Origin of the sequence: uncultured Roseivirga sp. (assembly GCF_963973945.1) — a bacterium.
Taxonomy (GTDB): domain Bacteria; phylum Bacteroidota; class Bacteroidia; order Cytophagales; family Cyclobacteriaceae; genus Roseivirga.
On sequence record NZ_CAXBBV010000003.1, the window covers coordinates 89,717 to 103,258 of the forward strand.

At 37.8% G+C, this 13,542-nt stretch carries 11 protein-coding genes; 1 reads left to right on the top strand and 10 read right to left on the bottom strand.

The annotated features are described in order from the left end of the window. Positions 1–22: 22 nt before the first annotated feature. Positions 23–796 carry an enoyl-CoA hydratase-related protein gene (locus AAC026_RS06745; protein ID WP_339696206.1) on the bottom strand — a complete coding sequence of 258 codons (774 nt, stop codon included), beginning with the start codon at positions 794–796 and terminating at the stop codon, positions 23–25. A 44-nt stretch (positions 797–840) separates the two neighbouring features. Between AAC026_RS06745 and AAC026_RS06750 the strand changes: the two genes are divergently transcribed. Next, on the top strand, positions 841–1,326 hold the full coding sequence (locus tag AAC026_RS06750; protein ID WP_339696209.1) for a low molecular weight protein-tyrosine-phosphatase: 486 nt from the start codon (positions 841–843) through the stop codon (positions 1,324–1,326). 108 nt (positions 1,327–1,434) lie between these two features. On the opposite strand, the gene AAC026_RS06755 is transcribed toward AAC026_RS06750, so the two are convergent. From AAC026_RS06755 to AAC026_RS06795, 9 genes are all read right to left on the bottom strand, one after another. After that, complete coding sequence (locus AAC026_RS06755) at positions 1,435–2,907, bottom strand: SusD/RagB family nutrient-binding outer membrane lipoprotein (RefSeq protein WP_339609619.1); 1,473 nt, start codon at positions 2,905–2,907, stop codon at positions 1,435–1,437. 20 nt (positions 2,908–2,927) lie between these two features. Then, entirely contained in the window at positions 2,928–6,398 is a 3,471-nt protein-coding gene (locus AAC026_RS06760) for a SusC/RagA family TonB-linked outer membrane protein (RefSeq protein WP_339696212.1), read from the bottom strand. A 184-nt stretch (positions 6,399–6,582) separates the two neighbouring features. Beyond that, a complete protein-coding gene (locus tag AAC026_RS06765) occupies positions 6,583–7,629 on the bottom strand; it encodes a FecR domain-containing protein (RefSeq protein ID WP_339608448.1) in 1,047 nt (348 codons plus the stop codon). Between the two features lie 101 nt (positions 7,630–7,730). After that, complete coding sequence (locus AAC026_RS06770; protein WP_339608446.1) at positions 7,731–8,258, bottom strand: RNA polymerase sigma-70 factor; 528 nt, start codon at positions 8,256–8,258, stop codon at positions 7,731–7,733. 377 nt (positions 8,259–8,635) lie between these two features. After that, a complete protein-coding gene (locus AAC026_RS06775; RefSeq protein ID WP_339696215.1) occupies positions 8,636–9,979 on the bottom strand; it encodes a D-alanyl-D-alanine carboxypeptidase in 1,344 nt (447 codons plus the stop codon). Then, positions 9,972–10,661, bottom strand: coding sequence for a nitroreductase family protein (locus AAC026_RS06780; RefSeq protein ID WP_339696218.1), 690 nt, complete (start codon positions 10,659–10,661; stop codon positions 9,972–9,974). Before AAC026_RS06780 ends, AAC026_RS06775 begins: the two co-directional genes overlap by 8 nt. Before the next feature lie 111 nt (positions 10,662–10,772). Beyond that, on the bottom strand, positions 10,773–11,273 hold the full coding sequence (locus AAC026_RS06785) for a hypothetical protein (protein ID WP_339696221.1): 501 nt from the start codon (positions 11,271–11,273) through the stop codon (positions 10,773–10,775). A 172-nt stretch (positions 11,274–11,445) separates the two neighbouring features. Next, positions 11,446–12,060, bottom strand: a complete 615-nt coding sequence (locus AAC026_RS06790) for a hypothetical protein (RefSeq protein ID WP_339696224.1) — start codon at positions 12,058–12,060, stop codon at positions 11,446–11,448. A gap of 14 nt (positions 12,061–12,074) precedes the next feature. Further along, a complete protein-coding gene (locus AAC026_RS06795; RefSeq protein ID WP_339696227.1) occupies positions 12,075–13,541 on the bottom strand; it encodes a serine hydrolase domain-containing protein in 1,467 nt (488 codons plus the stop codon). Between the last annotated feature and the right edge of the window lies 1 nt (position 13,542).

A 13,542-nucleotide genomic window follows, 5' to 3' on the forward strand; every position in this document is an offset into this window, starting at 1 on the left:
GGCTCAAGCCCCTTTTTTATTATTACTTTCCCTTAAAGTCAGGCTTTCGTTTTTCCACAAATGCGTTCATTCCTTCTTTCTGATCTTCGGAAGAAAATAACATGTAGAAGTTTTTCCTTTCAAAGTGAAGGCCTTCTTCTAATGGCACTTCAAAAGATCTTTTTACGGCTTCCTTAGCCATTTGAACAGCAATAGGAGACATTGCTGCAATTTCACTAGCAAGCACCATAGCCTCTTTTAAATACACTTCAGTGGGCACTACTTTATTTACAAGGCCATAACCTAAGGCTTCTTCTGCGGAAATAAACTTTCCGGTTAAGACTAACTCCATGGCTTTTGCCTTTCCTAAGGCTTTAGTAAGCCGTTGGGTTCCTCCAGCTCCTGGCATAACTCCAATTTTGATCTCTGGTTGGCCAAATTGAGCAGTTTCAGACGCTACTATCATATCGCAGGTCATAGCCAACTCGCAACCACCGCCTAAAGCAAAGCCAGATACGGCTGCTATAATGGGTTTTCGAGTTTTGTTAATTTGATCCCAAGTACTAAACTGATCTACTTTCCACATATCAATGGTTGACTTACCAGCCATTTGCTTAATGTCTGCACCAGCAGCAAAGGCTCTTTCATCTCCAGTGATAATAATTACCCTGACTTCATCATCTTGATCCAGATCTTTTAAACTATCCCTGATTTCACCCATCAGTTGTAAGTTCAATGCATTTAGTTCTTTGGGTCTGTTAAGTTGAATTAGAGCAATGTGTTTGGCGTATGCTTTATTTACTTTGATAAATTCCATAGGTTAGGTTTGTTATTTAGAACTCTAAACAAAAATAGTAAGAAATGGGAATGTCTAAGGTGAAGGTGCTATTTGTTTGCTTGGGTAATATCTGTCGATCCCCTTTGGCGGAAGGTATATTTAAGAAGAAGGTAGAAGAGAAGGGACTGGCCGACCGTTTTGTTATTGATTCTTGTGGTACTTCAAATTACCACATTGGTGAGCAACCCGATAGGCGGACGATTAAAAATGCATTAGCCAATGGGGTTCGGCTGAACCATCAAGGAAGACAGTTTACAGTTCAGGATTTTAATGATTTCGATTATATTGTTGCAATGGATTCAAGTAATGTTCAGAATATCGAGAAACTTCGGCCTGTAGGTAGTGACAAGCAAATTATGCTCATGCGTAGCTTTGATGAAGCAGGTTTAAATAAAGATGTTCCAGACCCATATTATGGAGTAGAGAATGGCTTTCAAGAGGTATTCGATATTCTAGATCGGTCTATTGAAGGACTAGTTAATCATGTAGTATTAGAGAAAGGACTTTGAAGAAATAAAAAAAGCCGATTCCAATTGGAACCGGCCTTCTAAGCAAAATATACTAACTACTAACTAACTAAAATCAAATAGTATATTTCAATTTTAATTCAATAGGAATTAATTATCCCACCAAACTGGTGACTGATCATTATCACCGCTTGCTAACCTAGCAACTGCTGCTTCATAATTCTCACTATTCAAATCAGATTCATTTGAAGGATAAGGATCTCTGATAGGGATTTCGCCACTCTCATTTGTTGCATTTGGGGTTGGCGTTAAAACTGGATACCCTGTTCTTCTCCAATCGCTGTACATTTCGCTACCATTAGGGAATAATGAAAGCCATTTTTGATCTCCAATTTGCTCAAGCATGTTACCTGCATAAGCATTTTGCGGATCAGCCATATATGTAGCAAATGCAGCAGCATCAAACACATCATATTGCTCCCAAGAATCCTGAATACCTTTAGTATACAAAGTAGCAGCAACTTCTGATGTCCAACCCAATTGAGCAGCTTCAGCTCTAGTTAAGGAAATATATGAAGATGTCAAGAAATAACTTGGTGACTGTAGTTGTCTTAGGTCATCTCCCATCAAAGAATACTGGTTGGTTGCAGTCCAAGTAATCAATTGAGGCCTAGTGAAACCATAAGGCAAACCTTTATAGTCACCGCCTTCAGTTTTGTTGATGTAAACTGGCAACCTTGGATCATTTCTCGCAATCAAATCGTCAACTAACACATTACTAGGTGAGAAATCCGCTCTTGTTTGAAATAAGCGGAACCAACCATTTGCATAAGTAGTCAGTGTAGTATGAGGAAATTCAATATTATCATCGTTAGAATCAATATATCCATCGGCATCATTCAAGGCTGCGTTGAATTGAGTAGCTGCATAATCACCAGCTCCAGGGTAACGCTTCGATAGACGAAGGGATAGCACCATTCTTAGTGAGTTAGCTAACCTCTTCCAATCAGCTTTATTACCATTCAGCAAAATATCCCCTGAAGGCATAGCGCCCGCATCAAAACCATTTTCAGCTTCGGTTAACTCTTTTAAGATATCCTTGTAAATACTTTCCTGGCTGTCATAAACAGGGAAGGTATTTCCATTCAAAGATTCAGAATATGGGATGTCTCCAAACCTATCTGATACTTTTGAGAATATATATGCTTTCAAAATACGAGCTACAGCGATTTGGTTTGCATTTGAACCATGGTCAGCTGCTGCTTCTTTTGTTTCTGCATCCGAGTTATAATTTATGATTGTATTTAAATTCTGCAAACCACCAGTTGTAGATCCTGTACCTGTGTACTCACCCCAGCCTCCAGGGCCTATAGAATACAAAGAAGTTTCTGGGTATTGTGTCTCGGATAAATACTGAACATACAATGACTGCCTTGTTGAAACTTCATATGAAGTAACAGCCCATATTGCCTTTGTAAGCAGAGCTGGTGGTAATGGTGTTACCGTTTGTCCTGGATTGATGTTAATGTCTCCAAAATCATACTCTTCGCATGAGTTGGCCAAAAATAATACAGACACCAATAGTGATGCTATAATACTTTTCGTTTTTATTGTTGATTTCATTTTTCTCATCTTAGTAAGTTTTAAAATCCAAATTTAATGCTCAAACCGTAGCTTCTAGTACTTGGAAGCTGTCCGTTTTCACCGTAAGATTGAGACTGATCAGAAGGATCAATATTGTCTTGACCTTTAGCTGTAGCGATCAACCAAGGGTTTCTAGCAATGAAGGATACATTAATACTATTGAATGGAGAGTTTCCAAACAACTGTGTTACAGGGACTCTGTAGTTTACAGAAAGTTCACGAAGTTTAATGTAGCTCGCATCATAGATATAAGGTTCTGCCATTCTATTTCTAGAAAAGAATTGTTGGAAATACAATTGAGCAGGAACATATTTGTCTACAACGGCTCCATTAGCATCAACTCCTACAACATGAACGCCCCCACCATCGGCAACATCATCTCTAATATTCTTTCCATTATCATTAATAGCAGCACTTTCTGCCGAAAGACCTGAATAACTAGCCCAGTGATTTGACAGTGAGAAGAATTTACCTCCCTTTTGGTAGTCTAATGACATGTTAAATGTCAAATCTTTCCAAGATAATGATGAAACTATACCCCCGTTAAAGTCTGGTAATACAGACCCGAAATAATGATTTTGATCGGCTGTATAGTATCCATTTGCATCAAGTATTGGAGTACCGTTAGCATCTCTCAAATATGCGGTACCTCTTAATTGCCCCCATTCTTGACCTTCTTGGTGAACCACTCTAGCAAATTGGAAAGTACCAGTACTTGCAATCAGACTCTCTAAGTTATCGGCAATACTAATAATTTCTGATTTATTCTGAGCCCAGTTAAAGGTTAAATTCCATTCAAAATCACCAGTACGAATAGGTGTTCCTGAAAGTACAAGCTCTATACCTGATCTTAGGGTCTCTCCTCCGTTTTGAAGAACACTGCTGTAGCCAGAAGTATTTGACACTGATGCTGAAATAATGTCATCTCTGTGTCTCTCATTGTAATACGTAAAGCTAAGTCCAGCTCTTCTTTCAAAGAATTTTAAATCAGTTCCAATTTCAAAAGATGAATTAGTTATTGGAGTAATATTAGGGTCTACTAATTGGCCAGGTACGCTCATTAATAGATTACCGTCTAATTGAGCAGTCTGTAGCGGGTAAGTGGTATTTATTCTATATGGAGATAACTCATTTCCTACTTCTGCATAACCTGCTCTGATTTTCCCGTAACTTAAAGCAGGAAGAATATCAGCCATTAGTTCTGAGAATACGAAAGAGCCACCCACTGAAGGGTAGATATATCCATTATTACCAACTGGTAAGGTAGAGCTTAAGTCATTTCTAACAGTAGCTTCTAAGAATAGCATTTCTTTATAGCCCAGTGTAGTTCTTGCAAAAATACTTCTTGTTTGTTGTCTTGAGTATGTTGAACTAGGGGGAACAAGGTTGACACTATTGGACAGGCTCCAAAGATCAGGGACTACTAGGCCGTTTGAAGAACTACCACTTACACCATTACTAAAGTTGTCTCTGATGTTGCCTCCAAGATTGAAGTCGACAGATAGATCATCGAAAGTTTCAGAATAAGTAGCCAGAAACTCATAGTTTTCTTCTGTATAGCGAGATTGACTGGTTGAATAGGTGTTGAAATAACCCGCTTGAGCAGCTGAGTTAGCCAATAGCGCTGGTAGTTTATTCTCATTTCTACCAAAAACCTCGTATCTTCTCGCTGTACCACTAATAGAGAATTTATCATTTAACTTGTAGGTTAAAGTAACATCTCCAAACACTCTGTTACTCGCAGATACGTTATTGCTTAATTCGTAATAAGTATAAGGATTATACCAGTAATTTCCTCTGTTGAAGTTTGTGGTGGTAAAATCTGTGCCCGCTGTTACGTTACTATGGTTCCAAGAGGCAATATTACCTGTTGGAGTTTTGAATCCAGATAGTTCTCTTAGAATATCCATGTCCAAATCTCTATGGAACCAAGCACTGAAACTACCAGTAGCATTATTTGAATAACCATCACCAAAATCTCCTCTAGTTTCTTGATCCTGATAATTTACATTAGTACTGATTGAAAAACGCTCTGAAACATCAAAGTCTAACTTGGCAGAAATATAGTTCTTGTCCAATTTTGTATTAGGAAGTAAGCCAGTTTGATTCTCACTGGTGTAGGATACTCTCATGGAATAACCTTCACCACCTTTTGAAAGGCTGATATTATTTCTTAAGGTTTTACCAGTTTCCCAGTAATCTCTAACGTTATTGGGCTGTGGGTCAAAGGTAGTAGTCTTAAAAGAGTACTGAGATCCAGGATACCAAGCATACCAAGGAATGTATTCCGATCCGTCCATTTTAGGTCCCCAACTCGCATCATCAGTGTAGTCATGGTATTTTTTACCATCAAACACTTGCCATTCAGCAGGATGAACACCAGGGTTGTAGTTATATGTAATCCAGTCTGACGATCCACCACCGCCATATACATTTTGGTACTTAGGTTGACGGCCTGCTTCTTCAAATGTGATGCCTGTGGTGAAATCAATAGATACTTCACCTTTAGCTGCACGTTTAGTAGTAATCATTACTACACCGTTTTCTGCTCTGTTTCCGTAAAGTGCAGAGGCATTAGGCCCTTTCAATATGTTGACACTTTCTACGTCATCCATGTTAATACTTTGCGGGTTGATACCTGGAGTACCATCTACAACCCAAAGAGCGTCTCCGTCATTTGTTAAGCTGATGTTACCTCTAATTCTAATAGAAGCACTAGAACCTAGTCTGGCACCAGAAACAGTTGTGATTTGAACCCCTGCCACTTTACCTGCAAGCGCATTAGTTACGTTTTGTTGCTGAGCCATGTTCAAATCCTTAGCATTCACTTGTTGCGCTGTATAAGGAAGAGTTTTTGCGTCTCTAGGAATGTTTAAGGCAGTTACAATAACTTCACCGAAATCTACTACCTCAGGTTGCATAACAACATTGATAGAGTTTCTGCCATTTATTTCAACTTCTTGAGTAACGAAGCCTAGGTATCGGAAAACAAGTGTTGTAGCGGATTGTGGAACGGTTATGCTGTAAGAACCATCACTTTCAGTTGCAACGCCACTTGTTGTACCTTTAATGTATACAGATAGGCTTACTAATGGAAGCCCATCCTCAGCACTAGTTACTTTACCAGTAATAGTTCTGTCTTGTACATTGTTAGCTTCAATTGTTTCGTTGTTTCCTCCTTCTTTATTAGTTATTGGAGCAACCGAGATGTTTTTGTTTATTTGCTTGAAATTTAATTTTGCATCTTTGGAAATAAACTCTAGCACTTTTGCAACAGTATATTCTCCATAGGTGATATTGATTTTCGTCTCCAAATTGATGTCTTTTTTCTTGTAAAAAATCTTAAATGGAGAGTTTAATTCAATAGCCTTAAACGTTTCTAGTATTGAAGCGTTATCTAGTTCGAGTTTTACTTTGTATTCTCGAATACTTTGACCGTTCATGCCATTTGCAGCCAATAGTGATGACATTAAAAATATCTGTATCACAATGCTAAATAGAGAGTATTTTGCACCTCGAGAGAGGGCATTTATACATTTCTTTTTCATAGATAAAGTTGTGTTTTTAGTTAAACATAGTTTGTAAGTCCAAGGCGCTCTACTGCAATAGCGCGTCTTGGCATTTTTTAGTAATAGGTTTTTGTCATAGGCACTTTTAGTTATCAGTTAGTTTAATTAATATTTGCTTTTGATTAATTTCTGTTGAAAAACCCATAGTATAGCCCAGTGTATTTAATACTGACTCAAGGCTTTGGCGAGAAAACTCTCCAGTGCCTTCTAGGTTAAGCTTGTCAGGGTTACTACCCTCAAGTATAATATTTACATCATACCATCTTTCTAAAGTTTTAATAATGTCGCTCAACTTGGTGTCGTTGAAGTGAATCACTTCATCTTTCCATAACAATAGTTTTTTAGGGTCAAAATTGCCCTTTACAAGAATCATATCATTTTTGTTGACCGTTATTTGTTCAGTAGGAGCTAGTATGAAAGGCTCTTGTTTTTCAGTATTGGGTATTTGGTTTGTTCCATTCACTTTTACCTTTCCTTTGGCTAAGGCAATAGAGGCATCATCTTCATCTGAATAATCACGAACATTAAAGGCTGTGCCTAAGGCTACTGTAGTTAGGTTTTTAGAAATAACTTTGAATGGTCTAGTGGTGTCTTCGGCTACCTCAAAAAATGCCTCTCCCTCTAAGTGTACGATTCTCTGATCAAAACCATAGCTTTCATCATAAACTAACTTGGACTCGGAGTTTAGTGTTACTTTGGTTCCATCCTTTAAAGTGAAAAAACTTCTGTAACCTCTCTCAGTTTGTTTTGTTATTTGAACCAACTCTTGTTGCGTGTTTATAGGTTCTGCAGGGATGGACATGAAGTAACCTATTGTTAAGGCTATTATCAAGTTTAGCCCAATGGTAAAAGCAGGTAATACTCCTCTTTTTTTGTATTGGTGAAGTGCTCGATTCTTAATCGTGGGGGCAGCCTCTTCTTCTAGGTTAACTTCTTTTAAAACTTTATTGAAAATTGAAGTTTTGTCTATGTTGTGAATATCTTTTTTATAAGTATTAATCCATGCAGATTCAAAGAACTCATCAGTTAACTCACTGTTTTCATTTTCAATGAGCCAATCATGAAGTGCTTTTTTTTGTTCATCGGTACTGTTGCCGCTGAGAAATGAGGAGATGGATTTTTTGTCTTTCACACTTTATGCGATATAATATTAACTACCTACATTATTATATACACAGAAAATTTGGGTAGCCGTTACTCTGGGACAATTTAATTATGGAGAGTGCTTTCGGTTCAATCGAAAAGTGAGGTGGTGTAGCTGTGTAGCTGTTTTATTGCTTTTCTAATTTGACCTTCAACGGTATTAACGGAGATGTTCATTCGTTCTCCAATTTCTTTATTAGAGAGGCCTTCGAATCTACTTAACTCAAAAATCATTTTCCTTCTATCCGGAAGGTCATCTATACCTTTTTTGAGGGTGAGCTCCATTTCTCTATAAAGAACTTCTTCCATAGTCGTATTTCCAGTTTGCATAGTGCTACTGATTTCATACATGTCTGAAAATTTCTTGATATCACGAATTCTATTGAGCGTAAGATTCTTGGCAACCTTAAATAAAAGCCCGTTAAGAGAGAGCTCTACGTTTATTTGTTCTCTGCTTTTCCATATTTTAATAAAGACATCCTGAGTTACTTCCTCAGCTTCTTCTTTAGACCTGAGAAAAGAAAAACAAAAATTATAGACTTTAATATAATTCTCATCAAAGAATTGAGCTAAAGCTTTGATGCTTCCTTTTTTTAATTCTGTCGCAAGCTTATCCATTTTTAAACATTTATAAAATGAGATAATTACTTGTCTTGGACCAGTAAAAAAGAAGAGAATCGAAAGCAGGAAAAATATGTCTCCCTTTGAAGTTCATTTAGTCTAGTTAGTTTAGTAGTCTCCGTAATCAGTGTAAAACTGGTATTACGTTTTGCTTTAGGTTACTAAAATAATAATAAAAAATTAAAGTTCATCTCTTGCTGTAATGAAATAGCTGACACCTCAATAGTTTTTGATGAGTAGCCTTATTCGTTGCTGTATGGCTATAAAGTATATAATTACCTTTATGTCCTGCGTACAAATTAAGCATGTGTAGATATTTTAGTGATGTAGCTGAGTGACGTGCCTCATGCTGAGTGATTAGTTATAATCCCTTTTTAATGCCAAGCTCTTATTTTCTGTAGCACCACCTCTATACTTTTTCTTACCTTGTCAGTGGAATGTTTGTAATGATTAATAATAAAACTAAATATTAACATTTCACCTTTTCTAGTTTTAAGGTAGCCGCTTAATGCATAGTTGTTCCGCAGTGAGCCAGATTTGGCATAAACATAGGTTTCGTTCTCTCCGGCATACCAGTCTTTTAGGGTTCCAGAAATACCTCCTGCTGGAAGTAGCTCAAACAGCCTATCCTCGCCAAGTTCTTTATGAAGGTTTAAGAGTAAGTCGGTAATGGTTCTTGGGGTAAACATGTTGTAACGAGATAACCCAGATCCATCTTCCCAAACCAATTCATCTTGTTGATTTTTAAATAAAGATGTCTTCGTCTTTTGAATGATATCCTCGGTACTTAGTGTGTCTTTTTCCAGTCCGCTGGCCATTAACAATATCTGCTCCGCAAATAGGTTGTCGCTTTCCTGAAGCATATACTTATATAGTGTGTCGGAAATAGAGATATATAAGGTTTGAGCTAATTCAAAGTTTTCTGGTTTTCCAACTAGAGTGATTTCCTTATTGAGAGTGTCTGAAAGTAGTGCGGTGAATAAATCGGTTGAATAATGAAATGGCCTAGTTAAAGTATCGACTGCTGAATAGTCTACGATGTCAAAGTCGTGATTGCTTGGGAAGGCATATTCGTATTGGTTTTCAAACTCTTCTCTTTGCGTGTAACTTCTCAGACGAAAAATAGAGTCTTTCTTAAGTTTAAAATTAGGCTTGAAATAGGATGGTGATACATCAATTGTTTTCTTCTCCTTATTAAGGTATACAGTTACACTATTCCCATAAATCGGAAAAACAGATTTTTCAGCTGAGTAATAACCATTAAAGTCATCCCAACCCCAACCCGGACCAAACCTATCATCTTCCATTGCGCGCGGCCAATAGTAGAGCTTTTCTGTTCTTGATTTTAGAAAGTGAAGCGCTGTTGTGTCATTGTACTCAGGGTGAAGGAAGAGCGGGTTGCCTGTTCCCCAGAAAATCAATGAGTCATCTTTAATAATATACTGTAGGGCTGGAACATTATTTCCAAGAAAATGTATGCCCGCATATAAGGTGAAAAGCTTGGTGTTAGAAGCAGGAGTCATGTACTTATCCTCGAACTGACTCGCAATGGTTTTTCTACTTTCCGCATCAACCAGCATAAAACCAACAAATGCTTGTTCAAAGCCGGGCAACTCCTTCAAGTCTTTAAGAATTCTTTTTTTAGAATACTTTTGAGCCTGAATACCTTGAATGCTAGAAATAAAGCATAAGAATATAAGGAGGAGTTTTTTACTCATAGAAAACAGCTATCTCTTCTAAGGTTTTTCTCCTGTTGTTGGGTACATATACTTCATCGGCTTCGTAGCCCACTGGCAAAAGCAAAAATGCTCTTTCGTTTTCTGGTCGGTTTAAAATTTTCGCCAAAAAGTTCATTGGGCTGGGGGTGTGAGTTAAAGTAACCAAGCCAGCGTCATGAATGGCAGTAATTAAAAAACCAGCTGCCAAGCCTACCGATTCTGTTACATAATAGTTTTGGTGTTTTTTTCCTTCAGGGTCAAACTCAAACGGACGCTTAAATACTATTATTAGATAAGGAGCAGTTTCTAAAAAAGGTTTTTCCCAATTTGTGCCCATTGGTTTTAAATCATCCAGCCACTCTTCGCTCATGCGTTTGGTATAGCTTTCGTATTCTTCTTTCTCTGCGGCTTCTCGAATCTGCTTTTTGATTTCAGGGTTGCTCACTACACAAAAAGTCCATGGTTGCTTATGCGCACCTGAGGGGGCTGTAGAAGCCGACATGATTACATTCTCGATTACTTCCTTAGGAACAGATTTGTTAGAAAAATCACGTACAGATCTGCGCGTTTCCATCCAGTCGTAGAATTTCTGGCTTCTTTCAATCATTTCAGAATGTTCATAATGAACATGTGAATATTTAATAAATGGATGATCGTTGATCCGTTTTACTTCCGTTACCATAAGTATTGATTAATTCTTCGAAAATAGGAAAGTTAGCTCGAAAAATGAAGTGAATATAACAGAGTGCTTAGTCTATGATCTTTGGTTGTATCATTAGCAGAAACGTTTTGGTTACTTTCTCCAGTAAGTCTTTCCTTCTACTTTGGTCACATTGAGTATCTTTGAACATCGAACGATTTGATCAGATATATACTCACCTTCCAATACAATTCTAACTTTGTTGTTGTCTCTTATTAGTTGTGACCTATCGAAATTCTTAATGCTTTCAAACTCAGTTTCATCTAAATAGACTTGGATATTGGTGACTGAGTCTACTTTCAAGCTGAAGTTAGGAAGATTGATAAGGTCGTTAGATTTTAATAGTTGGTGGGCCTTCAAAAACTGTTCAACATCTTCATTTAAGTTTTCTAAAGAAGCCATGCTATCTATATAATATTCAAATTTATTTATCAACGAATCAGGGGTGCCGTAAAAACCATCAAATTCGATTAGTTTAAAATAAAGGTCTCCAGAGATAACTTCCATCCCATCGTTAGTTGAGCGAGAACAAGCCCCAATTGTCATAAATAGAAGGGCTATGGCTGAAAAAAGGATGGTCTTTATCTTTTGCATTTGTTGTCTATAGTAGAACAAAGGGTTTAAATGTACTTCTTTTGGAATATTTTTTTAGAATTTAATTTTAGTACTCATTACATAAAAAAACCCCGACTGATAATCAGCCAGGGCACGATTTGGATGTAAAATAACCCTACCCGAGGGTTGTCTGTAAGACGATTGAAAATCGTCAATGTTTCTTTAATCTGATTTTTTGTTTTCTGGCAATGATCTGGTTTACAACTAAACCCAAAACGGCTCCTGCACAAATAATCCAAGCTAGTGTAAGGTTTAGATACGAAATGGGAATTGTGAGTAGAATGATAACGCTCAAGATTATCCATCCTCGATCAGCTTTTCTAGAAGTCCGTTTAAAGGGAATGTGCTTGACCGATTCCGTATGATCTGAAAAAATAAATCTCAGTTTTGGCCAGTCGTAAAGCAAAAGCCAAATATTGAGTAGTATCAGTGCTCCATTCACATAAGGCGTGCCTTGCCACTCTAATGATACAGTGACCATCAATATATTCAGCAGAATAGGGAAGAGGAGCAGAGCCCCTAAAGTGGCAAAGCGTTGAGAAAATAAAAGTAGACCTGTGATTACTTGAGCGCAAGCAATAAATCTAGCGTACATTCCCAAGCCGTATTGAGTCAGTTCATCTTCGAGCCAAACTGGCCCAATAATACCTGGGAATTTATGTTCGAAATATAGCTTACTCATTCCGGCCCCAAAAAAGATTAAGCCCAAAAATACCCTGATGAGAATAATAACAGTAGGGTAAGGAATCCAAAGTATCCTTTTCATAGGAGTGAAATTTATTACTTGGTTTTGTTTGCGCTAGTGGAACTCCCATTTGCGTGTACTATAAGCTTAACAATCTTATTTTGATCATTCCTTACAAATTCTACTTGACCAGGTAGGAGAATGGGGTAAAACTTATCTTTTGATTCAGGGTATATTTCGAAGGCTGGCCTTCCCGGAAGCGTCAACATTAGAACCTTATCACCAGTGGCGATATTGATTTTTATTTGCTCATTGATGGAATACTCGCCAATATACTCTTTTAACTGGTCATCACTAATGGGGTATAGTTCTTTGATTTCGGGTAAATCATAACCTTCCCAATTATATACTGAGGCCACACTTGTAACGATTTCATAGAGTATCTGAGGATTGTCTGAGTTGGTCATAATTACCACCCCTTTGCCATTCTCAATTCCACCAATGTAAATACAATTGAATCCCCAGTTTGCTCCGGAATGGGTAAAGTATAATTCTTCTCCATGCTTTTCGATGAATGTACCCATACTGACATTGCTAGATTCGATGAAAGTGCTGAGCATAAGCTTCGTGAAGTCTTGATTGAGCACCTTATTAGATTGGTTTTTGGCAGAAAGTTGGGTTTCTATAATGAATTTGGCAAGGTCGGTGGGGGTAGTCCATAAACCTGCGGGGGCTAATTCAGGGTAGATGTGAAACTTGCCTTCTACTTCTGTTCCATCGGATTCGTAGGCAGTGGCAAATACGAACCCTTTCTTTGGGTCAGCCGCTCCAAAAAAGCTATTGGTCATTTGAAGAGGTTTTAGTACAGTTTCCTTTAAAAAGTTGCTGTATTTCTCATGAGTAACATCTTCAATAATTAGCTGGCTTATTAAGGTTCCCCCTCCTGAATATTGGTACCTAATACCGGGTTCGAAAAGGGGGTTAATGGCCTCGGTATTCGAGGGGCTTTCTCCATTCAATATCTGAGTTACCGAAGGTTTAGGTTCATCAAACCTATAACCCGGAAAACCATGTACGTTCAGACCTGCTGTATGGCTAAGCAGATGGGCTGTGGAAATGGGTTTACTGCCAGCTTCATATGGAAATTTCCAAGTGGTTAAATAATCGTTAATGTCAGAATCAAGATTGATTTTTTGATCCTGTGCTAGTTTAAGTATAGCCATGGCATTAAGTGACTTGCTTATGGATGCCGCTTGAAACAAGGTATTTGGTTCTACTTTTGTATTGGAGGTCACATCGGCAAAACCATAACCTTTGGCCCACTGGATTTCACCTCCATCAATAACGGCTATGCTCAGCCCTTGCACATTGTAGGCTTCCATTCGCTCTTGCAATGTCCAAGTAGGCTGCTCTTTGGTCATTATACTTGCGGCTAAATTGCTTTCTACAGCTTCAATCTTTTGCTGGGTTTCTTTCGAGAATTTAGATTGAGCCAAACTGAAGTTCTGCGCTAAAGTCAGTAAACCAAGCACTAATATGCCAGAAATTTTAAATGCTTTCATA